28 protein-coding genes are annotated in these 23246 nt (G+C 71.8%); 17 read left to right on the top strand and 11 right to left on the bottom strand.

What is annotated here, in order from left to right:
• Positions 1–27 precede the first annotated feature (27 nt).
• On the top strand, positions 28–375 hold the full coding sequence (locus tag E1286_RS02370) for a DoxX family protein (RefSeq protein ID WP_132608604.1): 348 nt from the start codon (positions 28–30) through the stop codon (positions 373–375).
• Between the two features lie 4 nt (positions 376–379).
• Here E1286_RS02370 and E1286_RS02365 read toward each other — a convergent pair whose 3' ends face one another.
• From E1286_RS02365 to E1286_RS02350, 4 genes are all read right to left on the bottom strand, one after another.
• Complete coding sequence (locus tag E1286_RS02365; RefSeq protein ID WP_132608603.1) at positions 380–1597, bottom strand: threonine synthase; 1218 nt, start codon at positions 1595–1597, stop codon at positions 380–382.
• Positions 1598–1638: 41 nt separating this feature from the next.
• Positions 1639–2208, bottom strand: coding sequence for a cysteine hydrolase family protein (locus E1286_RS02360; protein WP_132608602.1), 570 nt, complete (start codon positions 2206–2208; stop codon positions 1639–1641).
• Entirely contained in the window at positions 2184–3905 is a 1722-nt protein-coding gene (locus tag E1286_RS02355; RefSeq protein WP_132608601.1) for an MFS transporter, read from the bottom strand. Before E1286_RS02355 ends, E1286_RS02360 begins: the two co-directional genes overlap by 25 nt.
• Before the next feature lie 151 nt (positions 3906–4056).
• A complete protein-coding gene (locus E1286_RS02350) occupies positions 4057–4509 on the bottom strand; it encodes a hypothetical protein (RefSeq protein WP_132608600.1) in 453 nt (150 codons plus the stop codon).
• A 211-nt stretch (positions 4510–4720) separates the two neighbouring features.
• On the opposite strand from E1286_RS02350, the gene E1286_RS02345 reads away from it, so the two are divergent.
• The 13 genes from E1286_RS02345 to E1286_RS02290 all read left to right on the top strand — a co-directional run bounded on the left by E1286_RS02345 (position 4721) and on the right by E1286_RS02290 (position 13545).
• Positions 4721–5248: a DinB family protein gene (locus E1286_RS02345; RefSeq protein WP_132608599.1), complete on the top strand. Its 528-nt coding sequence runs from the start codon at positions 4721–4723 to the stop codon at positions 5246–5248.
• 75 nt (positions 5249–5323) lie between these two features.
• Positions 5324–5767, top strand: coding sequence for an HsdM family class I SAM-dependent methyltransferase (locus E1286_RS02340; RefSeq protein ID WP_132608598.1), 444 nt, complete (start codon positions 5324–5326; stop codon positions 5765–5767).
• Positions 5768–5796: 29 nt separating this feature from the next.
• Positions 5797–6414, top strand: coding sequence for a hypothetical protein (locus tag E1286_RS02335; protein WP_132608597.1), 618 nt, complete (start codon positions 5797–5799; stop codon positions 6412–6414).
• Between the two features lie 47 nt (positions 6415–6461).
• On the top strand, positions 6462–6884 hold the full coding sequence (locus E1286_RS02330) for a MarR family winged helix-turn-helix transcriptional regulator (protein WP_132608596.1): 423 nt from the start codon (positions 6462–6464) through the stop codon (positions 6882–6884).
• Positions 6874–7383: an aspartate carbamoyltransferase gene (locus E1286_RS02325; RefSeq protein ID WP_132608595.1), complete on the top strand. Its 510-nt coding sequence runs from the start codon at positions 6874–6876 to the stop codon at positions 7381–7383. Before E1286_RS02330 ends, E1286_RS02325 begins: the two co-directional genes overlap by 11 nt.
• Positions 7384–8790: 1407 nt before the next feature.
• Positions 8791–9063, top strand: coding sequence for a hypothetical protein (locus E1286_RS02320; protein WP_132608594.1), 273 nt, complete (start codon positions 8791–8793; stop codon positions 9061–9063).
• Positions 9063–10004, top strand: a complete 942-nt coding sequence (locus tag E1286_RS02315) for a hypothetical protein (protein ID WP_132608593.1) — start codon at positions 9063–9065, stop codon at positions 10002–10004. The genes E1286_RS02320 and E1286_RS02315 overlap by 1 nt, the downstream gene beginning before the upstream one ends.
• Before the next feature lie 62 nt (positions 10005–10066).
• Positions 10067–10375: a PadR family transcriptional regulator gene (locus E1286_RS02310; RefSeq protein ID WP_132608592.1), complete on the top strand. Its 309-nt coding sequence runs from the start codon at positions 10067–10069 to the stop codon at positions 10373–10375.
• 1 nt (position 10376) lies between these two features.
• The gene (locus E1286_RS47490; RefSeq protein ID WP_165969530.1) at positions 10377–10538 is read left to right on the top strand and encodes a hypothetical protein; all 162 of its coding nucleotides are present in this window, start codon (positions 10377–10379) and stop codon (positions 10536–10538) included.
• Entirely contained in the window at positions 10535–10951 is a 417-nt protein-coding gene (locus E1286_RS02305) for a hypothetical protein (protein ID WP_132608591.1), read from the top strand. The genes E1286_RS47490 and E1286_RS02305 overlap by 4 nt, the downstream gene beginning before the upstream one ends.
• Positions 10948–11502 carry an RNA polymerase sigma factor gene (locus E1286_RS02300; RefSeq protein WP_246074340.1) on the top strand — a complete coding sequence of 185 codons (555 nt, stop codon included), beginning with the start codon at positions 10948–10950 and terminating at the stop codon, positions 11500–11502. The genes E1286_RS02305 and E1286_RS02300 overlap by 4 nt, the downstream gene beginning before the upstream one ends.
• Entirely contained in the window at positions 11499–12689 is a 1191-nt protein-coding gene (locus E1286_RS02295) for a TolB-like translocation protein (RefSeq protein ID WP_132608590.1), read from the top strand. The genes E1286_RS02300 and E1286_RS02295 overlap by 4 nt, the downstream gene beginning before the upstream one ends.
• Before the next feature lie 61 nt (positions 12690–12750).
• The gene (locus tag E1286_RS02290) at positions 12751–13545 is read left to right on the top strand and encodes an alpha/beta fold hydrolase (RefSeq protein WP_132608589.1); all 795 of its coding nucleotides are present in this window, start codon (positions 12751–12753) and stop codon (positions 13543–13545) included.
• Here E1286_RS02290 and E1286_RS02285 read toward each other — a convergent pair whose 3' ends face one another.
• From E1286_RS02285 to E1286_RS02270, 4 genes are all read right to left on the bottom strand, one after another.
• Positions 13546–14370: a patatin-like phospholipase family protein gene (locus E1286_RS02285; RefSeq protein WP_132608588.1), complete on the bottom strand. Its 825-nt coding sequence runs from the start codon at positions 14368–14370 to the stop codon at positions 13546–13548. It lies immediately after the preceding gene.
• Between the two features lie 35 nt (positions 14371–14405).
• A complete protein-coding gene (locus E1286_RS02280) occupies positions 14406–15764 on the bottom strand; it encodes a polysaccharide lyase family 8 super-sandwich domain-containing protein (RefSeq protein ID WP_132608587.1) in 1359 nt (452 codons plus the stop codon).
• Positions 15765–15778: 14 nt separating this feature from the next.
• Entirely contained in the window at positions 15779–17002 is a 1224-nt protein-coding gene (locus tag E1286_RS02275; RefSeq protein WP_132608586.1) for an alpha/beta hydrolase family protein, read from the bottom strand.
• Between the two features lie 72 nt (positions 17003–17074).
• Positions 17075–17971, bottom strand: a complete 897-nt coding sequence (locus E1286_RS02270; protein ID WP_132608585.1) for a Rossmann-fold NAD(P)-binding domain-containing protein — start codon at positions 17969–17971, stop codon at positions 17075–17077.
• 70 nt (positions 17972–18041) lie between these two features.
• On the opposite strand from E1286_RS02270, the gene E1286_RS02265 reads away from it, so the two are divergent.
• Entirely contained in the window at positions 18042–18965 is a 924-nt protein-coding gene (locus tag E1286_RS02265; RefSeq protein ID WP_132608584.1) for a GlxA family transcriptional regulator, read from the top strand.
• Positions 18966–18970: 5 nt separating this feature from the next.
• Here the strand turns inward: E1286_RS02265 and E1286_RS47485 are convergent, their stop codons facing one another.
• A complete protein-coding gene (locus E1286_RS47485) occupies positions 18971–19405 on the bottom strand; it encodes an ATP-binding protein (protein ID WP_281282612.1) in 435 nt (144 codons plus the stop codon).
• A 228-nt stretch (positions 19406–19633) separates the two neighbouring features.
• On the opposite strand from E1286_RS47485, the gene E1286_RS47480 reads away from it, so the two are divergent.
• Together E1286_RS47480 and E1286_RS02255 are read left to right on the top strand one after the other, a co-directional pair.
• Positions 19634–19786 (top strand): hypothetical protein, encoded by a 153-nt coding sequence (locus tag E1286_RS47480; protein WP_165969528.1) that lies wholly within the window; start codon positions 19634–19636, stop codon positions 19784–19786.
• A gap of 16 nt (positions 19787–19802) precedes the next feature.
• The gene (locus E1286_RS02255) at positions 19803–20108 is read left to right on the top strand and encodes a DUF2795 domain-containing protein (RefSeq protein ID WP_132608582.1); all 306 of its coding nucleotides are present in this window, start codon (positions 19803–19805) and stop codon (positions 20106–20108) included.
• A gap of 67 nt (positions 20109–20175) precedes the next feature.
• Here the strand turns inward: E1286_RS02255 and E1286_RS02250 are convergent, their stop codons facing one another.
• Positions 20176–20880 (bottom strand): DUF2267 domain-containing protein, encoded by a 705-nt coding sequence (locus tag E1286_RS02250; RefSeq protein WP_132608581.1) that lies wholly within the window; start codon positions 20878–20880, stop codon positions 20176–20178.
• A gap of 21 nt (positions 20881–20901) precedes the next feature.
• The gene (locus tag E1286_RS02245; protein WP_132608580.1) at positions 20902–23217 is read right to left on the bottom strand and encodes a xanthine dehydrogenase family protein molybdopterin-binding subunit; all 2316 of its coding nucleotides are present in this window, start codon (positions 23215–23217) and stop codon (positions 20902–20904) included.
• Positions 23218–23246: the final 29 nt, after the last annotated feature.

Raw genomic sequence — 23246 nt, 5'->3', positions numbered from 1 at the left:
TAGGTCCCACGGACAAGGAGGGCTTGCGTGTTCGCGGTCTACGTCACGGTCACCATCCTCGCCTCGGCGGTCATCGGGATGGCGGCCCTCGCCAACCTGATCGGCCACGACTATCCCAAGCGGCAGGCGGACAAGATGCGCATACCGCGATCGTGGACGCTTCCGTTCGGCACGCTGATGGCGGCGGGCTCCTTGGGGCTGCTGGCCGGGTTCGCCGTGCCGGTGCTGGGGGCGCTCGCCGCCGCCGGTCTGGTGCTGTACTTCGTCGTGGCGTTCGGTGCTCACGTGCGGGTCCGCGACCACCACCTCGGGATGTGGGCCGTGTTCTTCTCCCTGGCGGTGGCCGCTCTGGCCGTGAACCTGGCCTACCACTAGCCGGTCAGACGAGGTGGGCGTCCACCGCGAGCACGGGCGCGTCCACGGGGACCGTCTGCGGGTACTTCACGCCGGCTCCCGTGTTCAGCACGACGACCTCTTCGTTCTCGGCGATCCAGCCCGTCTCGCGCAGCTTGCGTGCGGCGGCGAAGGCGGCCGCGCCCTCCGGGCAGACGTACGTCCCCTCCAAGGCCGCGACCTGCCGCAGCTCGGCCAGCAGTTCCTCGTCGGTGACCGTCACCGCGGTGCCCGACGTCTCGGCCAGCGCCTCCAGGATGAGGAAGTCGCCGAGCGGCTTCGGGACGTTGATGCCGAACGCCACGGTGTTCGCGCCCTCCCAGTAGCTGCTCTCCCGCTCCCCCTGCTCGAACGCGCGCACGATCGGCGCGCACCCCTCGGCCTGCACCGCGACCAGCCGCGGCGACGGACCCGAGAGCCAGCCCAGCTCGCGCAGCTCGGCCAGGGCCTTGTGGATGCCGATCAGGCCCACTCCCCCGCCGGTCGGATAGAGGATCACGTCGGGCGTGCGCCAGCCCAGCTGCTCGGCGATCTCGATGCCCATGGTCTTCTTGCCCTCGATGCGGTACGGCTCCTTCAGCGTCGAGGCGTCGAAGACCCGGCCGCCGGAGGCCGCGACCAGCTCGCCGACGATCCGCCCGGCGTCACTGATCAGGCCGTCGACCAGGTAGAGGTCCGTGCCCGACGCCACGCACTCCCGCCGGGTGATCTCGGGGGCGTCCACCGGCATGACGACCGTGGCGGCCAGGCCCGCCCGCGCGCCGTAGAGCGCCCAGGCGGCCCCCGCGTTGCCGTTGGTCGGCATCGCCAGGCGTTCGACGCCGAGCTCGGCCGCGCGCGACACGCCGACCGCGGCGCCGCGTGCCTTGAAGGAGCCGGTCGGGATCAGCCCCTCGTCCTTCATCAGCAGGCGCGGCAGGCCGATGCGGGCGCCGTACCTCGCCATGGGGAGCAGCGGGGTCATCCCCTCGCCGAGGGTGACCACCGACTCGGGGCTGCGCACCGGGAGGAGCTCGTGGTAGCGCCACAGGTCGGGCGCGCGTCCCGCGATCTCCTCGGGCCGTACGGAGGACCGGACGGCCTCCAGGTCGTAGCGGGCCAGCAGCGGCGAGCCGCACTTCACGCAGAGGTTCTGCGGGCGCTCGCTGTCATGCCGCGCCCCGCACCGGCCGCACTCCACATGGGACAGGTGGCTGAAACTCACACATACTCCCCTTGTCGCTCTATATGGGCCAAGAGTACGACTTATGTGGTGAGGGTCTTGATCCATTCGTCGATCGTGACGACGTCCGCCTGCCGGGGAAACACCTTCTCGGTGAGCACGCGGTGCACCTCGGCGTCGCCGTCCAGGCAGCCGTCCTCCAGCACGGTCAGGGTGAAGTCGAGGTCGGCGGCCTGGCGCAGCGTCGACAGCACCACGCCGCTGGTCGCGATCCCGGTCAGCACCAGCGAGTCGATGCCGGCGGCGCGCAGCACCATGTCGAGGTCGCTGCCGGCGAAGGCGCTGACGCGCTTCTTCGTGACGACCACGTCCTCAGGGCGGGGAGCAACGTCGGGGTGGACCTCCGTGGCCCGCTCGTCGGCGAACCCGCCGCCGGTCGCGGCCTGCGCGGCGATCTGGCCGAACGCCTTGTTGCGCGCGCTGACCTCCGGGTAGCCCTTACGGAACCCGACCACCACGTAGATCACCGGGATCCCGGCGGCGCGGGCCGCGTCGATCGCCCGGCGCAGCCTCGGCAGGTAGCCGGGGTCGTCGCCGTACCTCTCGACGATGACCCGCTGCACGTCCATCACGAGGAGGGCGCTTTTCGCCATTGTCGTCCTTTCGGGGCAGGGCGGGGCGGCTCGTCCGCCCGCTGGTGACGTCCCCGCAGCGCCGAGGCCGCCGCGGAGATCAGGGCCATGGCCGTGGCCACGCCGAACACGATCGCCAGACCGTGGTGGAACGGCTCGGAGACCAGGCCGGGGAAGAAGCCGAAGCCGGTCAGCGCGTCGCGCCGCACGGCCGACAGGTGGGAGAGCGTGGGGCCGAGCAGGTGCCGGATGGGGTTCTCACCGAGGAAGGTGGCGAAGAGCGTGCTCACCGGCGGCAGCGACGCCAGCTGGTGCGCGGTGGCCGCGGGAACGCCGTTCGCCTGGAGGCCGCTGCTCAGCGCCGGCGGCAGCGACGAGGCCAGCCCGGAGATCATCAGCGAGAAGAACACGCCGATGGACAGGGCCGTGCCGGAGTTCTGGAACGTGGAGCGCATGCCCGAGGCCACCCCGCGGTACTCCGCCGGCACGCTGCCCATGATCGACGAGGTGTTGGGCGAGGAGAACATGCCCTGCCCGAGGCCGCTGAGCAGCAGCAACAGCGCGAACACCGGATAGGAGAAGTTCACCGGCACCAGCAGCAGGCCGACGAACGCCCCCGCCATCACGATCAGCCCGGTCGTGGAGAACAGCCGGGCGCCGAACCGGTCGGACAGGTACCCCGAGATCGGCCCGGCGACGAGGAACCCGGCGGTCAACGGCAGCATGAAGATGCCGGCCCACAGGGGCGTGTCCTCGAAGGCGTAGCCGTGCAGGGGCAACCAGACGCCCTGCAACCAGATGATCAGCATGAACTGCAGGCCGCCGCGTGCGATCGCGGTCAGCAGCGCCGCGAGATTGCCCATCGCGAACGCCTGGACCCGGAACAGCGAGAGCCGGAACATCGGCTCCTTGACCCTGGTCTCGATCAGGCAGAACAGCGCCAGCAGGACGACTCCGCCGATGAGCCCGGCGAGCACCGTGGGGTTGCCCCAGCCGGTGGCGGCGCCGCCGTACGGCTGGATGCCGTACGTGATGCCGGCCAGCAGGATGCCCGCTCCGGCGGCGAACGTGACGTTGCCCAGCCAGTCGATCCGGCCGCGCCGCCCGGACGCCGTCTCGCGCAGGCTCCGGTACGACCAGATCGTGCCCACCACGCTGATCGGCACGCTGACCCAGAACACCGCCCGCCAGTCGATGACGGCCAGCAACCCGCCCGCGAGCAGGCCGAGGAACTGACCGGCGAGCGCGGTGATCTGGTTGATGCCGAGCGCCATGCCACGCTGGCGGGGCGGGAACGCGTCGGTGAGGATGGCGGCCGAGTTGGCCGTGAGCATGGACCCGCCGAACGCCTGGACGATCCGCCACAGGATCAGCCACAACGCTCCCGCACCCGAGCTGAACGGGTCGAGCGACAGCGCGACCGACGCGCAGGCGAAGACGAGAAAGCCGAGGTTGTAGATCCTGACCCGGCCGAACATGTCGCCGAGCCGGCCGAGGACGACGACGAGCACGGCCGAGACCAGCAGGTAGCCGAGGATCATCCAGAGCAGATAACCGATGTTGCCGGGCGCGAGCGGGTCGAGCCCGATGCCGCGGAAGATCGCGGGCAGGGAGATGATCACGATGGAGGCGTCCATCGTGGCGATCAGCACGCCGAGCGTGGTGTTGGACAGCGCGATCCACTTGTAGTGGGGACCGACACGCTCGGCGCGGGTCATGCGGCGGCCTCCGCCTCGCGGGTGCGGTGGCTCACGGCCGGCCCGCGCTGCGAGAACGGTCAGGAACGCCCTGAGGCGTTTCGACCGGTTCATCCCATTGCATGGGAGCGACAATAGACCTGTTAGTTACGCTAACTAACAGTGGGGTGGGTCACCAGGAGCGCCGGCCGTAGTCGCTCCAGTCGTAGTGACCCACGAGGCCCTCGCCGATGCGGAACTTGTAGCCGTCGAACCCACCGCGGGCGCTGTAGCTGAACCGGAACGTGCCGTGCCCGCCGGTCACCAGCCGGCGGCCCTGGTGCCAGCCGCGGTCGTCGTGGTACCAGAAGTCCACGTAGGTGTTCTCCCGGTCACGGTCACGGTCCCACACGTCCACGTCGAAGTAGTAGCGGCCGTTCGCGGCATAGTAGAAGCCCTTGTAGTACGAACGGTGACCGCTCGACTCCCCGCGGCCGTAACCGGAGTAGCCCTCGAACCAGTGCTTGGCGTACGACGACGCCGTCGTCGCACTCGCGGTGGCCGCCTGGGCCGGAGCAGCCGCGACACCGGCCACCACGGCGCCGGCCAGAACCGTACCGGCGAGAAGGCTACGAAGCTTCGACATGACCATCCATCCCTGACTGTGAGGAGAACCTCCGGAGCGATCTCTCCGGACGACCCTCAATCTAGGCAGCCGCGACCTGGCGTTCTGCGTACAACCACACAGATCAGCCCCGGCGTGCACAACGACACACAAGACCGATTGAGGCCGGAAGCTGACCGCGATTGCCGACAGAGTTGTCCTTGACCGGGCAACACGAACGGAAGGCATCACCATGACCATCGAAGAGCTGATCACGGACGAGCGCGCCGACCTGCTGGAGGCGCTCGCCAAGCACCGGCACTTCCTCCGCTTCACCACCCGCGACCTCACCGACGAGCAGGCCAGGCAGCGGACCACCGCCAGCGAGCTGTGCCTGGGCGGCCTGGTCAAGCACGTCACCGAGGTTGAGCGGAACTGGGTGGACTTCATCCTGGAGGGGCCGTCGGGGAGGCCCGACTTCGCCGAGATGACCGAGGCCGACCGGGCGCGGTGGACCGACGGATTCCGGCTGCTGCCCGAGGAGACCCTGGCCGGCGTGCTGGACGAGTACGCCGAGGTGGCCCGCAGGACCGACGAGGTGGTCGCCGCCCTGCCCGACCTCGGCGTGAGCCACCCGCTGCCCGACGCCCCGTGGTTCGAGGCGGGCGCGCGGTGGTCGGCCCGGCGGGTGCTGATGCACATCGTCGCCGAGACCGCCCAGCACGCCGGGCACGCCGACATCATCCGTGAGTCGCTGGACGGCGCCAGGACCATGGGCTGAGCCCGCGTCAGGCGTCCTTCGTGCAGGTCAGGACGATGGGCGTACCGACCTTGACCTTGCTGCCCGGGCAGCCGGGTGTCCGGGCAGGAGCTGAACGAGAACACCGCCCGGCTCGCGAGCATCCGGCTGCGCCTGCACGGGTTCGATACGCGGATCGAGGTGGGCGACTCCCTGCGCGCCGACGCCTTCGCGGGCGAGCAGTTCGACGCCGTGGTGTGCAATCCGCCGTTCAACGAACGCGGCTGGGGATACGACGAGCTGACCAGTGACCCGCGCTGGGAGTTCGGGCTGCCGCCGCGTGGCGAGTCGGAGCTGGCGTGGGTGCAGCACTGCCTGGCGCACGTACGGCCGGGCGGGCTGGTCGTGATCATGATGCCGGGCGTGGCGGCCGGTCGGCGGCCCGGCCGGCGGGTGCGCGGCAACCTGTTGCGGGCGGGCGTGCTGCGCGCGATCGTCAGCCTCTTCCCCGGCGCGGCCCCGGCCTCCAGCGGCGCACCCCGACGAGCCGCCGAGTCGTGACGCAAGAGCCCACTTCCGGATATATCGCGATGAGTGAGCGCCTGTCGGCGACGGTGGAGCACCTCACCCTTCCCCGGATCGTGGCGAGTCCACGCCGCGATCTCGCGATGACCACCCTCGGCGAGCTGACCCGCGCCGGAGTCGTCACCGTCATGCAGGGGCCGCTGAGGATCCCCGACGACGGGGTGCTCCCCCTCCTGACGGCCAAGGACCTGCTGCTCGACCGGGAGCCCACCGGCCGCACCGGCGAGGCTCCCGGGCTGGTCCGCGTCGAGGAGGGCGACGTGGTGGCCTCCTTGCTGGTGGCCGGCGGCTCGGTGCCGCGGGTGATGACGCAGGCGGGAGCCGTGCTCGGCCCGCAGCTGCTGCTCTTCCGCACCGACCCCGAGCGCCTCGACCCGTACTTCCTGGCCGGTTGCCTGCGCGCCGAGAGCGCGGCGAGCAGCCGCCCCGGCTCGTCGGTGCGGCTGGACCCGCGGCGGGCGGCGCTGCCCAGACTGCCGATCGAGGAGCAACGCCGCTACGGCGAGGCGTTCGCGCGCCTGCTCGCGCTACAGGACACCGCCAGAGCCGTACGGGAGATCAGCGCCGGCCTGGTCGCCACCGGGATCGACGGCCTCCTCGACGGAAGCCTGAAACCCGAGTAACCGCCATCTGGTTGTGCGATGCAACGAGATGGTTGTACGGTCGAACCATGGAGCGTGAGCTACAGGACGCGGTGAGCCGGTTCGTCCGGGCGTTCGGGCTGCACCAGCCCGACCGGACCCCCTGCGGGCAGCCCGTGCCCGTGTCGGAGGCCCACGCGCTGGGCGAGCTGGCCCGGGAGGGCGCACTGCGGCAGAGCGAGCTGGCCCATCGGCTGCGGCTGGAGAAGAGCAGCACCAGCCGCCTGGTCACGCAGCTCATCAACCGCGGCTGGGCCGAGCGCACCCCCGCCCCCGACGACGGCCGCGGCGTGCTGGTCCGGCTGACCCCCGAAGGCGCGAACGCGGCCCAACGCCTGGCCGAGGCCAGGGCGGCGCGCTTCGCGGCGCTCCTCGACCGGGTGCCGGAGGGCGAGCGTGCCACCGTCCTGCACGCCCTCCAAGTCCTCACGGAGGCAGTGGATGAACCCTAGGAACGCCAGAAGCCACCGGCTGCTCGTCGCCGGGCTCGCCACCGTCGCCGTCGCTGCGGGCGCGTACGTGCTCGTCGGCCAGGACACGTCGGCCGAGCGCCAGGCCGAGGTCGCGGCCAGGAGCCGGCAGGTGATGCCGTTCGACCTCGACCGCACCACACACCGCTTCGCCAAGGGGGCCACCGGCGGCCTGCAGACCGTCTCCTCCGACGACCCCGCCGACGCACGGCAGATCACGCTCATCCGCGAGCACCTCACCGAGGAGAGCGCGCGCTTCACCCAAGGCGACTACGGCGACCCCGCCTCCATCCACGGCGGCGAGATGCCCGGCCTGCGCGACCTCGAAGCGGGTCACGACCGCATCGACGTGCGCTACACGGAGACGGCCGACGGGGCCCAGATCTCGTACGTCACGTCGGACACCGCCCTGGTGAAGGCGCTGCACGCCTGGTTCGACGCCCAGGTCTCCGACCACGGGCAGCACGCGGAGCACGGCTGAGCCTCCTTTGTCGGTGGCCGCCGCGATGATGGCCGACTCGGTGACCTCGCACCTCGTTCACCATCTGGAGCCGCCGGCTCCCCCCGGCCGGTGATGCGATCTGGGCGGCGCGTGGCCATGGTGCTCTGCCAGGATCGGCGTCTACTACGCCTGACCGCGTACGCATACGTGGCAGCGTTTCCGGATGCGGTGTCAAGTTCCGTGCTGACTTTGTGTGACACAGAGATCACGAATAGTGATGGCATCGCGGCCCCGAACACGACGACACGCCGGGCTTTAATGGAAGATGACCGTCGATGCGCGCCATTCTTCGGCATCGGGTCCCACATATCCAGGGGCGCACTCCGGCAAACATCGAGAGAATCCGTCCATGGCGGAACAGGCGCATCGTCGATAAGACTCGCAGAGGCATGACGCCGTCGATCCGGAAAGGCGAATTTCCTGATCATCGTGATCCCCGGTGCAACGGATATGGAGAGTCACATACAAGGCCCGGCATACTGGATCGGCTCGGCGGGGTGTCGGGCGATCGATTTCGGGTCCGGGCAGGAACGATTTAAGGACGTGACATAATGGAGGGAGAGGCGCCCGAAAGTCCGTGTTACCCTTTCGTAAGATTCCATATAGTTTGATTGAGTTCAACATCGTTTCATTCGGTTTCGTTCCGTTTCATCACTTGCCCGATCTAGGCCGTAATCCCTCTAATTGTCATGCGACAGAGGCCCTGTCACCCCGCGATGCCCCCGCCTGGAGCAGGTGCTTCGCGATCTGATGGGTCCGGACCCCTGCGGCTTGTACCCACATGTACAATCATGGTGATTGAGCTTGCGGTTCCAATATCGTGACCGCAAGTCGAGGAGGGGCACTCCAGAAGGTTTTTCAAAGTGAGAGACCGTTCCCGCCCCTCCGAGATTCCGAGGCGACTATCTGCTGACTCCAGGTGGGGCGTCGGAACCAGTGAAAAACGAAGGGGCCTCCTGGGCAAACAGGGGCCCCTTCGTCATTTCCTCCGACAGGAGCGCGGACATGCGCGCGACCGGAGAGCGTATTTCCGGCCGCCGACGAATATGCGTCACGCCCTGCCTTTCCCAGACCGCGCGATCGTTCATGGCCCGGTCAAGTGGCGCGAGGGCGATCGCCCGTGCCATGCTTGCTCTCGACGAGGAACTCTCACACACCTGTTTGCCCAGGCGTTGTATCCCGGAGTTCCTGGTAAGCCAGCGCCAATAGCGGCCATATCCACGTGCCGCATTCGGCGCCCCCACCTGGAGTCAACAAGATCAATATTAGTCAAGGAGGTCGCTGATGGCGACGTCGCCCGGATCTTCCGGCAGGGAGCGCGCTCGCGCCCCTCGCCGAAGCCAGCCGTCCGCCGGACGGCATCCCAGGGAGCAGCGGGCTGCCTGGGTGGTCGTCTTCGTGGGAGTGCTGGTCACGTACGTGACCTTCGTGGTCATGCTGCTTCCCCAGGGATACGACCTGTGGGTCGCCCTGGCCGCCGCGACCACGACGTCCCTGGTCGCGGGCCAGGTCACGCGGACGGTGACCCTCACGTCGGTGGGGCGCGGCATGGCGGCGACGCCCCGTTCGTTCGTCGGCCGGCTGGCGGCGTCGTGGGTGCGAGCCGTCGTCGCGGACACCCGCAGGCAGGGGATCGACGCGCGGGATGGAGCACCGTAGTGCCCCCGCGCCTGCTCGTCACCCAGCTGCCGACCCGGACGATGCGGACCGCGTACTGCCTCATCGCGGAGGACGCCCTCGGCCTGTGCGTGTCGTTCCTGGAGGAGCGCTCGTCGATGGGGCACGACAGCGGGGCCGATGTGCGCCTTTTCGTCGAGGCGCTCAAGGGAGGCAGGGATTCCCTGGGGGTGCGGGAGCCGTTGCGGGTCTCCGTACGCTCCCAGCGGATGGTTCGCGATGTCGTCTCCCAAGGCAGACACATGGAGGAGTACAACGAGGCCGCGCAGCACCTGGCCATGGAGGTCGCGATCCCGCTGACGGCGGCCTTCAGGGTCGTGAGGGCCATCGGCATGGCCACGGCGGAGCGCGGCTCAGACGTCGGCCGGTCGCGTTACCCGGCGCCGAAAGTGCCGCTCGCCATCGCTCAGGAGGACACCCTCGCTCCCCCTGTGAAGGTCGTGAGCATGACGACGGCGGTCCTGCCGCCCCCCGCGATGGAGATGCCGCCGGGGACTGACCCCCGGCGGCATCTCGCCCAGGAGCTGGCACGCGCGCACCGCAGGGCGGGCAAACCGAGATACCGAGTCCTCCAGGAGCAGCTGCATCCGCTTCCGGCCTCCCCGGCGACCCTGTCAGGGGTCTTCAAGGGCCAGCGCGCGCCCAAGTGGGAGCTCCTGGACCCTCTCCTGCGGTTGTTCGGGGCCCGCCAGGACGACGTCGATCTCCTGTGGCGGCAGCTGTGGCTGGCCGCGCAGGAGTACGACCGCCCGATCGGAGCGCTCCCGTCCGAGCCGGCACCGCGACCGGCGGGCTATGAGTGCCCCGACTGCGGGTCGTGGGTCATCGACACGGACAAGCACCTGAAGTGGCACAGAGCCATGACACGGGCGTCTCAGCGAGGGAGAGGCGTCCTTTGGCAGGTCGAGGGCCAAGGCGCCTGAGCACGCGGCCGCTGCCGGATCAGGGGCTGGACCGGGCAACTCTACCTATATAGAGTTAAGGCATGACGCGTACGCGGCGGCCGTCGGCGCAGACCACGGCGGTGGTGCTGGCGCTGGCGGAGGAGCCGTCCTCCTGGCAGTACGGCTACGAGCTGTGCCGGCGGCTCGGCCTGCGGGCGGGTTCGGTCTATCCGATCCTCATACGCCTGGCCGACCGCGGGCTGCTGGAGACGACCTGGGAGAGCGAGCCGCCCCAAGGCCGCCCTCCCAGGCACCTGTACCGGCTGACCGGCCCCGGCCTGAGCCTCGCCGCCGAGCTGGCCGCCTCCCGTGCTCCCCTCACCCGGTTGCGGCCGTTGGAGGCGACCTGACATGAGCCACCTGCCGTTATTCGTCCTGGCGCTCCCGTGGGCGGTGGCGCTGTCGCTGGTGTGGCGGGCCACCGGACACGGTGACGGGCCCGCCCGGCTGCTGCGGCTCGTGACCGCGGCCCTGCCGTACGAGCGGCGGGAGTGGGGCCGGGCGCGGCGGTGACGCTCGGGCTGGTCCTGCTGCTCTCCCCCCACCTCGGCGACCCGGCCGCGCCGGAGGGGGCGTTCTTCTTCCTGATGCTCGGCCCGGTCGTGGTCTTCGCGCTCTGGTCGGCGGCGGCCGCGGCGGTCGGCCGCTCGTTCCGGGCGGGAGTGCGGGCCGCGCTCTGGGGCACGGCGCTCGGCACCCCACTGATGTTCCTGGGCGGGGTCCTGGCCACAGTCACCTGGGTGGAGACGGGCTCACGGGCGTTTCTTCGACGGCGAACCCGGCCTGACGGTCGAGGCGTCCCTCGCCGAGTTCCTCTGGCTGCTGCCGGTGGTGCCGCTGCTCGGCCTGCCGTTCGGCGTGATCGGCGCACGCCTGGCGCTGATCGGCCGCATGCGGCCGCCTACCTCCGCCTGAGTTTCACGTGAAGCAGCGGATCCGGGCCGTCGCGCGTACATGGGACATGAACGGTGAGACGCTCCCGCGCGCGTCCGGGCCGCCGCTGGCGGCCCTGTACCGCGAGCACCGGCTCGGGCTGGTCAGGCTCGCCGTGCTGCTCGTCGGCGACCCCGAGAGCGCCGAGGACATCGTCCAGGACGTCTTCTCCCGACTGCACGGCAAGAGTGTGGAGGCGCCGCCGCTGGCGTACGTCCGGACCTGTGTGCTGAACGCCTCCCGTTCCGTCCTGCGGCGGCGCGGGGTGGCGGCACGGTGGGCGGCGCTCGTTTCCGGGTCGTCCGGCGGCGAGGCGGAGGACTCCGCCGAGACGGTGGCGCTGCTGGGCGAGTCGCGGCAGGAGATGCTGACCGCGCTCGCCCGGTTGCCGAGGCGGCAGCGCGAGATGCTCGTGCTGCGTTACTACCTCGACCTGTCCGACACCGACATCGCGGCGGTGACCGGCGTCAGGCCGAGCACCGTGCGCTCCACCGTCGCGCGGGCCCTCGACCGGCTCCAGAGCGAACTGGGAGGCACGGCATGACCGGTATCGAGGACCGGCTCAGGGACGCGCTGACGGCCAGGGCGGCGGGCGTGGTGGACGACGGCGTGCCGCGGGCGCTGCCGGCCCCCCGCAGGCGTCCGCCGTGGCGGGCGCCGGTGGCGGTCACGGCCGCGATCGTGGTCGTGGTGGCGGCGACGGTCGTGGGCACGCGCCTGGTGCCGCGGGCTGAGCCCGCCGTCGGGCCGACGCCCTCGGCGACGGTCATGCCCACGGAACGGTACGTCGGGCCGCTGGCACCGCCGATCGACCAGGTGTGGCCGGACGCGGTGCACGAGATCCCCGCCACCGGGCCCGGCGGCCGGGTGTTCACGCCGGAGGCGTTCGCGACCGGCCGCGTCGTCGTGGGGCGCGGGCTGACCAGGAACCGGCTCGACGGGATCTGGTCGTACGATCTCGTGCGGCGCTCCTTCACCAGGATCACACCACTGAAGGACACGGCCGTGGCGGGCTCCGTGGCCGTGGGCGGCGGGTACGTGGCCTGGCACGCGTACCGCGACCGGAAGACGGAGATCTGGGCCGTGCCGCTGAAGGGCGGTACGCCCCACCTGGTCGCCACCACTCCCGCGGTGCTGAGGGACGACCTTTACGAGGGCGTCGACCTGGCCATCGTGGACGACATGGCTGTGTGGACACCGGCGGACGGCGGCGTCCACCGCGCGCCCCTGACCGGCGGCGACGCCGAGCTGATGCCCGGGACGGAGGGCTACCACCTGCTCGCCTGGCCGTACGCCGCGCGACCGAAGACGCGGCATCAGTCGGTCCGCCCCAACGAGCGACTGATCGACGTCCGGACGGGCGAGCGGTTGCCCGACGTGGTCCTTCCCCCGGGGCGGACCTCGTGGATCGGTTGCGGGGTGACGTGGTGCTCCGACGGGACCGCGTCGTGGCGGCGCGACGGCACCCGGCTGCGGAGGCTGCCCGGCCTGGACGGCGGGCTGCCCGTGCTCCTGTCCGGCGGCCGGTTCCTCCTGCTGCGGCAGTCGGATCGCGAGGGCCGGCAGGCGAGCGCCGTTCACGACCTCGCCACAGGCCGCACCGGCGTCCTGGGGCCGATCCGGACGGCGGCGGGGCGGAAGCCCTCTCCCACCCTCCATGTGAAGGAAAGGATGATCTGGTACAAGCGCGGCGACGAACAGGTCGTGGTGAATCTGAACGGCATCCGGTGACTTTCCTGCCCCGCGGTGGTCTGCACGCCTGGACAGAGTCTGCGCCAAGGAAAGGACGATCATGATCACCAGCCATTTCCTCGAACGCCCCGGTGTACGGCTGCGTTACGAGGTGCGCGGGTCGGGGCCGTTGCTGGTGGTGACCGGCGCGCCGATGGCGGCGGCGGAGTTCGCGGCGCTGGCCGACGCGCTCGCCGGCGACCACACCGTCGTGACGCACGACCCCCGTGGCATCTCGGGCAGCGTCCTCGACGACCCCGCCGAGGACTCCACACCTGAGCTGCGCGCCGACGACCTGGCCGCGATCCTCGACGCGCTGGGCGCCGAGTCCGCCGACGTGTTCGGCAGCAGCGGCGGCGCCGTCACTGGGCTGTCGCTGGTCGAACGGCACCCCAGCCGGGTCCGTACGCTCGTGGCGCACGAGCCGCCCTGCGTGGAGTTGCTGCCCGAGGCCGCCGAGCAGCGGGCCGTCGTCGAGGACATCATCGAGACCTTCCACCGGGACGGGCCCGGGCCGGCGTTCGCCACGTTCATGGCCAACGCCGGATTCGACCAGCCCGCCGGACCTCCCGGCGAGCCGTCGGAGCAGGACATGGCCAACATCGCGCGGTTCCTCGCCCACGAGCTGCGCGGCACCACCCGGTACGTGCCCGACGTGGCGGCGCTGAAGGCCGCGCCCTGCCGGATCGTCGTGGGGATCGGCGCCGAGTCCGGCCGGCTGCTGACGTACCGGACGTCGGTGGCGCTGGCCGGGCTGCTCGGCACGGAGCCGGTGGAGTTCCCCGGCGACCACGGCGGGTTCATGGGCGGGGCGGAGGAGTTCGCCGGCGTGCTGCGGAAGGTGCTGGCCGGATAGCTACCGCCACATCGCGGCGACGCGGGCGGCGACCTCGCGGCCCTGCGCGTGGCCGGCCTCGGCGCTGGGCGTGCGCACCGCCGGGTCGAGCGGGTCGGAGCCGAACGCGGCCAGCGAGGCGTCGTCGGCCGTGATCACCTCGACCACGCCGTCCAGCTTCGCCCACGCCGGCTCGCCCGGCTCGGCCATCGGCGCCAGCACCAGCACCCGGTCGAACCCGGCCGCGAGGTCGGCGTTGGTCATCGTGCGCACGCCGCCGTCCATGTACGGGACCCCGTCGATGGTCACGCACGGCCACACGCCCGGCACCGCGCAGCTGGCCGCCACCGCGTCCACCAATTCCACGCCGGAACCGGCCGTGAACAGCCGGGGCTCGCCGGTGAGCGCGTTCGCCGCGACGACCACCAGGTCACGCCGCGGCCACTCGTGCACGGGCAGCCGCGCCGCGATCACCTCGCGCCGCTGCTCCGGGGGGACGGTGGCGGCGGCCAGCGCCATCGCGCCGATCTCGCGCCGCTGCTCGGCGGCGTCGCCCGAGCCCTCGGCGATCCGCTGGAGCTTCTCCCACAGCTCCTCGGTCGCCACCCCGGGGGCGAGCTCGGGCGTCTGGAGCGCGGGATCGGTCTGCCGGGCGAGCAGCCGCGCCAGCGGCAGGCCGCTGGTGACCTGGGCGCCCACGGTGGAACCCGCCGACGTGCCGATGATCCGGTCGGCGGCCGTCACGTCGACGCCGGCGTCCGCGAGACCCGCCAGCACCCCCGTCTCCCACGCGATCCCGGCGATCCCTCCGCCGCCCAGCACCAACGCCTGCCTGTCGCCGCCCATTAGGCCCTCCTCCGTACGAATCACCCCATTATTCGCTAGAGCGTCATTCGTACGGTGACCGTCACCGAAGCGCCCTCCAGGCCGGCCAGGCGCCCGAACACGAGCGTGTTCCCGGACAGGCGCGCGTCGCCGTCCAGCACCTCCGCCACCGGCCTCGACCAGGTCACGGACAACCCGCCGAGGTCGCACCGGGGATCCGCGACGGTGATCGTCGCCGTGCCGTCAGGACGCTCTCTGACCAGCACCGCGCACGGGGCCGAAGCGGTCAGGCCGCCCACGGTCCCGGCGTTCCAGAAGCAGGCCGCTGTGACGCCCGGCCCCGGCACGTGGACGGCCTGCAGGCGGGAGGTGTTCGCCAGGACGCGCAGCCACCCCGGGGCGGCGCGGGCACGCGTCTCTTCGCGGCTCGCACCCGGCAGCAGCACGTAGACGTAGCCGGCCGAGCGCGGGTCGACGCCGTGGTCCAGCCAGAGCGTCACGTAGTCGCGGGTCGCCCCGCCGCCGGTCCTGCTCTCGCGCAGCGTGCGCGGCTCCTGTCCGCCGGGCAGGAGGTAGCCGCCGTGGCCGTCGAGGTGTGCCCATCCCGTCCCCACGGTGAGCGGGGCTCCGGTCCTGCGGTTGTCCACGACGGTCTCGACGGCCGCGCCGTCCGCGCCGGAGATTCCCGCGCCCAGGCAGACGACGGCGTCGTCGAGGAAGAACCAGGACTTGAACGCCTCCATCGTGCTGTCGAGGCCGCTCAGGTGCTGACCCACCGCGGCGTACGTGCCGTCCGTCGCGCCGCCGACCCACCGCCAGGGCGTACGGGTGTCGCCCCAGGCCTCGCCCGCCCCGTCGGGCAACCGCCGGGTGGAGACCGTCGTGCCGGGCAACCGGTAGGGGTCTGCGGTCGCCCAGAAGGCGTCGGAGTAGTGGTCGCCGTAGCCCTCGGCCCACCAGTAGAGCATCCCCGAGCCGGTGTGCCAGCCGCGCAGGTTCTCGCCGTTGCCGTGCTCGTAGTGGCCGATCCGATGGGAGGCCATGCTGAGCGCCGCGCACCAGCCCGGCCTGCGGTGCACCGCCCTGGCGCTCATCGGCAGCAGCCGGTGGCCGACCGGCTCGGGCGCGGCGGGCACGGCGGCGGCGTCCATGATCGTCGCCAGACGGGCGTGGAAGGCGGGCTCGGCGTGCTCCAGCATGGGCCGTACGGTGTCGCGCGCCGCCCAGCCCTTGACCATGGCCTGCCAGCGGGTCCGCTGGGCGGCCGGTGCGCTCTCGGCCAGCAGGAGGATGGCGGCGGCGATCTGCCGCCCGCTCTCGTGGTCGCCGAACGGCCTCCTGGCGATCGCCCGTCCGCGTACGAGGTCCATGCAGGCGCCGTCGCGGACGAATGGGGCGAACGACCGCTCGACCATGGCGAAGACCTCGATTATCGGCGGCGCACGTCCGTGAACCAGTCGAGGATCTCGGGCAGCGAGCGGAGTGCCGAGGTCGTGTGGTCGGCGTCGCCGACGTCCGTGAGGGACGCCTCCACGCCGCCGGCCCGCAGGTCGCGCAGGCACAGGCGGGAGTTGCCGAAGTCCACGTCCCGGTCCCCGCCGGCGGCGTACAACCGTACGGGCACGCCGGGACGCCAGCCCGCGCAGGTCCGGTCGTTGGCCTCCAGCGCCCGGAGGATCGCGCCCGAGGGCTTCGCGACGCGCCGCAGGTAGGCGGCGGTCACCAGGTCGCGTGGCGAGGCGGGCAGCGCGGCGGCGATCTCGTCGAAGCTGTGGTGACCGTCGAACAGCCGCTCCACGCCCGGGTCGCGGAACACCTCCGACGGGGAGTCGTAGAAGTGGTGCAGGCGGTTCATGGAGACCGTCCAGTACGCCAGGTAGAAGGCGGAGCCGCGCGGGTCGAGACGGTCGCCGAGCGTCGCGGGCAGCTGGGCCCGCCGCACGTGGTACGGCCCCGCGATCGGCGCCACCGCCCGCAGCCGGAACGCCGTCCGCAGCGCGGGATCGGCCCGTAACTCCTGGCCCAGGGCCATGGCCGCGTGGCCGCCCTGCGAGAAGCCGGTGAGCAACACGTCACCGCTCGACGTACGCCCCTGCCGCCGGGCCAGCTCGCCGGCCGCCCGCAGCAGGTCGGCGGAGGCCGACGCCTCGGTGGCCGCGTCCATGTACGGGTGATGGCCCGGCCCGGTGCCGAGACCGAGGTAGTCGGGTGCGATCCCGACGAACCCGGCGGAGGCGAACATCAACGGCACCGCCCGCCCGTCCCCGTCGGCGACGGAACCGGCGGCGGCTCTGGTGGCCTGGGTGCCGTGTCCGTAAACGACCGTCCACAGGCCCTTCCGCGAGCGGGCGGGCAGCGCGACCACGCCGCTGGCCGTGGTGGGCCCGCCGGTCACGCCTACGGTGCGGTAGGCGACGGCGTACAGGTCGGCGCCCTGCGGCCGGTCGGGCACCGGGAACCCGGTCTCGGTGAGAGAGGCGGCGACCTGCTCGGCCGACATCCGGGCCAGCAGGGTCGCGGAGACGACTCGGTCGCGGATCACTGTCGACTCGGCCGAGCCTGTCGCGGCGAGCGCCGCCGGGGCGATCGCGGTGGCCGGCACCAGCCCGGCACAGGCGAGGGCGAGCAGCCGTTTCGTCATGGAAGTCCTCATGCCGCCTGACGCTACGGATCCCGCGAAGCCGCCCCCAGCCTGCCCGCCGCCCACTTCCCGGTGGTGCGGGCCTTACCGTCGGAGCATTTCGCGGAGCACGTCGTCGACCGGGGTGGCGGTCACGCCGAGGAGCTTCTCGGTCTCCGAGTGGTCGACGGCGAACGGGTGGCCCGGCTTGGTCAGCACCTCGTGGAGTTCGGCCCAGAAGGGGTCGGTGAGTTCGAGGAGGGTCAGGTCGCGTTCGGTCAGCTGCTCCAGCCGCGGCTGCGGCGCGCCCGCCAGCTCGGCGAGCCGGCCGGCCAGCTCCCGTACCGACACGGTCGAGGCGGGCGCGTGCCAGGCCCGCCCGTACGCCTGCTCGTCGCGGCTCACGGCGACCAGCGTGCGTGCGGTGTCGCCGATCGACGAGTAGCCGTGCGGCACGTCGAGCTCCTGCGGCACCAGGGCGAGCCGGCCTTCGAGGACCTGCCGCCACACCATGAGGGTGAACACCGAGAAGGCGCCGGCGCCGTAGAACTGCGCGGCCCGCACCTCCGTGACCTTCACCCCCGAGGCGGCGGCCTCCTCCCACACCCGCGCCCTGGCCCGGCCCTTGGGCCCGGTCGCGGCCAGCGGGAGGTCGGGGGTGATCGGCCCGTCCACCGGCCCGTAGCCGTAGAGGTTGCCGAGCATGACGTACGCGGCCCCGGTCCGCCGTACGGCGGTGAGCAGCGACGCCGACAGGACCGGGAACTGCTGCGGCCAGGTGTGGTACGGCGGCGCGGCGGTGGTGAACAGCGTGTCCGCCCCCTCGGTCAGCTCGGTGAGCCGGTCGGCGCTGGTCGCGTCGGCGGCGACCCTCTCGACGAGCGGGTGCTCGGGCCCGCCGCCGGAGCGGCTGATCATCCGTACCCGCTCGCCGTCCTCGGCCAGCAGCAGAGCGGTCTTCGACGCGGTGGCCCCGCGTCCCACGATCACGTGAAAGGTCATGACACCACGGTGCCGAGCCGCGATCTTCTGCAATAGTGGCCAGAATGCCGACTATCCGGAGGATCTGGCCATGCACCGCGTCGCCGCCGTGATCGTGCCTCCCGTGCTGAGCTTCGACGTCTCGATCCCGCTCATGGTGTTCAACAGCGTCGACCGCTACGACGTGCGGGTCTGTACGGCGCGGCCCGGCCCGGTGCCGACCGTCGGCGGCCCCGACATCGTGGTGACGGACGGGCTGGACGCGGTGGAGGGCGCCGACACGGTGATCGCCGTCGGCAGCGGCGGCGAACAGGCCCCCGCGGAGGTCCTCGACGCGTTCAGGACGGCCGCGGGCGGCGGCGCACGCATCGCGTCCCTGTGCACGGGCGCGTTCGTCCTGGCCCAGGCGGGTCTGCTCGACGGGCGGCGCGCCACCACCCACTGGGCGCTGGCCGAGGACCTCGCCACCCGCTTCCCGGCGATCGACGTCCAGCCCGGCCTGCTCTTCGTCGAGGACGGCGGCATCTTCACCTCGGCGGGCGCGGCGGCGGCCATCGACATGTGCCTGCATCTGGTCAGGGTCGACCACGGCGCGGCGGTCGCCAACGCCGCCGCGCGGCTCGCGGTCGTGCCTCCCGTACGCCCGGGCGGCCAGGCGCAGTTCATCGAGACTCCGCTGCCTCCGGAGCGCGGCCTCTCGCTCGCCGACACCCGGGCCTGGGCGCTCGCGCGCCTCGACCGCCCGCTGGCCCTGGCCGACCTGGCCGGCCACGCCAGGATGAGCGTGCGGACCCTGACCAGGCGTTTCCACGCCGAGACCGGGCAGAGCCCGCTCCAGTGGCTGCTGCACCGGCGCGTCGATCGGGCCAGGGAGCTGCTGGAGACCACCGGGCTGTCCATGGACCAGGTGGCCGGCAGAAGCGGCCTGGGCAGCGCGGACTCCCTGCGCAAGCACATGGTCGCCCGGGTCGGTCTCACCCCCACGGCCTACCGCGCGAGCTTCACCCGGCGTTAGACGAGTCAGACGCCGGATCGGATCGGCACCACGTTCCCGGCCGATCCCTGGCGTGGGAGCGCGAACCAGGTGGCCTTGCCGACGAGGTGGGGGTGGGTGACGTAGCGCTGCGGGTGGCAGCCGTGGAAGCCGTCGGAGAGCCGGGCGACGATGCTCAGCCCGCGCCCGTGCTCGGCGGTCGCGTCGGGCTCGGCCGGTTCGGGCAGCAGCGGGCTGCCGTCCACGACCACGCACATGACCTCCCGCGCGTCGACGTGGAGCCCGAGCTCGTACGGAGCCTCGCCGTACATGAGGGCATTGGTCACCAATTCGCTCACCATGAGCACGGCGTCGTCGACGAGGTCTGGAGAAAGGCCGAGTGCCGACAATTCATCGCGAATGATCGTACGTGCGTGACGGACCGTCCGTGCGTCCTCGCCTAACGGCCACACGTACTGCATCCGGCTCAGCCGAGCTGATCGCAGCCTGGTCATGGCGTCTCTTTCCTGTGCGGGTTGGCAGCGAACACGTGTTTCGCTCAACAAGAGGACCTGCCTAGGGGTGGACGTATGCGGCTGTCGAAACCTGTACGCACGAAAGGCCCTTCCGGGTCGAATCTTCGGTGAGAAATCACCGTTCTTTTGCCGGTCGCCCGAAAAGACCAGAAAAGGACGGGTACGGACACCGGCATGAGTTCTGACGAGAACACGAGCGACCGCCGGCCGTCCGGGAACGGGCGGCGGACGCAGGAGCCCGTACCCGCCGGACGCAAGGCGCTGGAGCAGGCGCTGTCCAAGGCCGGCATGAGCCTGGAAGACCTCACCCGGCCGACGGCCGGGTGAGCCGCAAGGGGACAGGATGAGACTGCACGACACGCGTCCCGTCACCGAGGCGCTGAACGACATGGATTTCCCGGCCGACAAGGAGAGCATCCTGGCGCACGCCCGTGCCCGAGGTGCCACCGAGGACGCCGAACGCGCCCTGCGGTCGCTACCGCTCGGCGAGTACGCCGGCATCGCCGAGGTGCTGCGGTCCGTACCCGTGGACCCGGCGCCCGACCGCACCGAGAACGAGCGCATGCAGCAACACCGACGCCAGGGCCGCAAGGCGGGCCTCGCGGAGAGCATGCGGCCCTCTCGCCCCAAGCCCATCGACCAGGACTGACCTCTGAAAGGAACCCAACGGCCGCGGTGGATCCACCGCGGCCCTCATCATGCCCGGCGCCGTGAGATCACGCCCGAGGGCGGCCTATGCCGGCGCCTATCTCCTCGATCATGGCGTCCACCCGGCGGGCCAGCCGCACGTCGAGCTCCGTCACAGCGCCGACCGCCACCGTGCGGACCACGAGGACCAGCCCGTCGGAGGTCTGTTGACAGAGGGGCTGGCGGCCGGTGCCGGCCTTGATCCGGTCGAGGGCGCGCTTGACGGCCCGCAGGTTCTCCGGCGGCAGCGAGATGACCCGCCGCAGCCCGCTCCTGTCGCCGCTCCACCTCGGCAGCGTGGCCAGCGCCGAGGCGATCTCGTCGTCCGTCAGCGGGGCGCTGTGACCCTTGGGCCCGGTGACGCCGCGGCTGCCCGGCGGCTCGAAGAGACCGCGTACCTGCTCGGGGATGTGCAGCCGGGCGACCAACCCGGGATCCTGCTCCGCGAGCGCCGCGAGCACCGCCTGCGCCCTGATGCGGGCCTGCTCCGGCGGACGGCGGCCGAGCAGCGCGACCTGGCGGACGAAGCCCTCCTGGGTGCCGTCGTTGCGCGGACGGTCCAGCGCGAAGTCGTTCGTCAGCTCGGGCGGCAGCGCGTCGATGAGCTCGCGCCGGTCCTCCTCGTCGAGCGAGCGGGCCAGCGCGGTCAGCGTGGCCTCGGCCGCCGCCCGCGCCCGCCCCGCCTCCAGCCCCGTCATGCGGCCGATCGCATGGAGCATCTCCCGGTATTCCATGGTTCCCCCCGGATCCGGCGTTCAGGCTCCACGTTCCCAGGCCGGGAGAGCCGACACCTCCAGCAGGGACCACACGACGGCCGGGGTGAGCGGCACGGACGTGATCCGTTCCGCGATCTCCGGCAGGGCGTCGGCGACCGCGTTCGCGATGGCGGCGGGCGGGCCGATCGTGCCCGACTCGCCGACGCCCTTCATGCCGCCCGGCGTCACCGCCGAGGGCGTCTCGGTCATCACGACCTGGATGTCCGGCACCTCGCGTGTGGTCGGCGGCAGGTAGTCGATGATCGGCTGGCCGTCGTCGGTGTAGACGATCTCCTCGGTCAGCGCCATGCCGATGCCCTGGACGACACCGCCGAGGAGCTGCCCCTCCACGACGGCCGGGTTGACCAGCACGCCGGAGTCGTTGACCACCCAGTAGCCCTCGATCTCGACCGCCCCGGTCTCCGGGTCGACGGCCACGGCCGCCGCGTGGGCGCCGTAGGCGAACGTGTAGGCCGACGGGTCGTAGCTGACCCGTTCCTCCAGACCCGGGGCGAGCCCGTCGGGCAGGTCCCAGCCGCGCCAGGCCGACGTGGCCAGCTCCCGCAACGCCACCGACGCCCTGGGGTCGCCCTTGACCCGTACGGCGTCGCCGTCGAGCTCCAGGTCGGCGGGGTCGGCCTCCAGCCGGTGCGCGGCGATGGCGAGCAGCTTGTCGCGCAGCCGGGCGGCGGCCCGGGTGAGCGCCGCGCCGCCGAGCGCCAGCGACCGGCTCGCCACCGACCCGACCGACGAGTACGGCGTCGCCGCCGTGTCGCCCAGCACCACCCGCACCCGCTCGATGGGCACCCCCACGTGCTCGGCCGCGAGCTGGGCCAGCGTCGTCTCGATGCCCTGCCCGATGGAGACCACCCCGGACGACACCACCACCGACGCGTCCTGCTCCATGCGCAGCACCGCCGTCTCGTAGCCGCCGGCCTCCATGCCCATGGCCTTCAGATCCATCGACGGGCCCATGCCGGTGGACTCGACGTGGCAGGAGTACCCGACGCCGCGCCTGCGCCCGTCGGGCTCGCCGACCGGCCGCACGAGGTCGCACAGCGTGCGCAGGGCGCTCGGATAGTCGCCGGAGTCGTACGTCTGGAAGACCCGGGTCGTGTACGGCAGCTCCTCCGGCCGCACCATGTTGCGCAGCCGCAGCTCGACCCGGTCGAGGCCCAGCCGGCGGGCCGCCTCGTCGATCAGCCGCTCCCTGGTCAGGGTGGCCTCGGGCTGGCCGAATCCCCGGTAGGAGCCGGCCGGCGTGGTGGTGGTGACCACCCCGCGCACCCGTACGGCGAACCGGTCGAACCGGTACGGTCCCGGAAGCAGCGTGGCCGTGACCGCGAACGTCGAGGCGCCGACGTTCGACAGGTGGCCGCCGAGGTCGCCGAGCACGTCGACGTCCATGCCCACGAACCGCCCGTCGCCGTCGAGCGCCAGCCGCGCCCGGTGCACCGCCTCACGGGCGGGCAGTGTGGCGAACAACCGGTCACTTGGCGACTCCGTCCAGCTCACCGGGTGACCTTGCGCGCGCATCGCGGCCAGGCACACGAGCGCCTCGTCGGGGTAGACGTGTTCCTTGGCGCCGAACCCGCCGCCGGTGTCGCGGCTGACGACGCGCACCCGGTCGTGGGCCAGCCCGAACGCGTCCGCCAGGTGCTCGCGCACGTGGTGCGGCGCCTGGGAGGAGATGTGCACGGTCAGCTCGTCGTCGGCGTACGACGCCACCACGCCGCGCGGCTCCAGCGGGTACGGCGACAGCCGCCCCATCCGGAACGTCATCTCGACGACGTGCTCGGCCCCTTCGACGGCGTCCGCGCAGTCGTGGTCACCCATCGTGAAGTCGGTGAGCACGTTGCCGCCCACCTCCGGGTAGAGCAGCGGCGCGCCTTCCTCGAGCGCCCGCTCCACCCCGACGACCGCGGGCAGCTCCTCCAGCTCCAGGTCGAACAGGTCGGCGGCGTCCCTGGCCGCCTCCGGCGTGCGGGCGACGACGACGGCGAGCGGCTGGCCCGCGTACCTGATGGCGTCGTCCAGCACCGGGTAGGAGGTGAAGGGCTGGCCCGGGAGCACGTTCACGCAGGGGAGGCGCAGATCGGGCGCGTCGACCCGGGTGATGACGTCGAGCACGCCGTCGGCCGCCCGGACCGCCTTGACGTCGCAGCAGAGCAGCCTGCCGTGCGCGATGGGGCTGCGTACGACGTGGGCGTGGACGGTGCCGGGCAGCCGGACGTTGCCGACGTACCTGCCTTTTCCGGTCAGCAGTCTGGCGTCTTCCCGCCGCGGCGTCCGCGCGCCGACATATCCCTCTGCCATGGCCCGATTGTGAGCGCCGGTCGGCGTCC

This window comes from Nonomuraea terrae, from assembly GCF_004348995.1.
GTDB classification, from domain to species: domain Bacteria; phylum Actinomycetota; class Actinomycetes; order Streptosporangiales; family Streptosporangiaceae; genus Nonomuraea; species Nonomuraea terrae.
The sequence above is the reverse complement of the archived record's forward strand: the minus strand, read 5'-3'. Positions and strand labels throughout refer to the sequence as shown.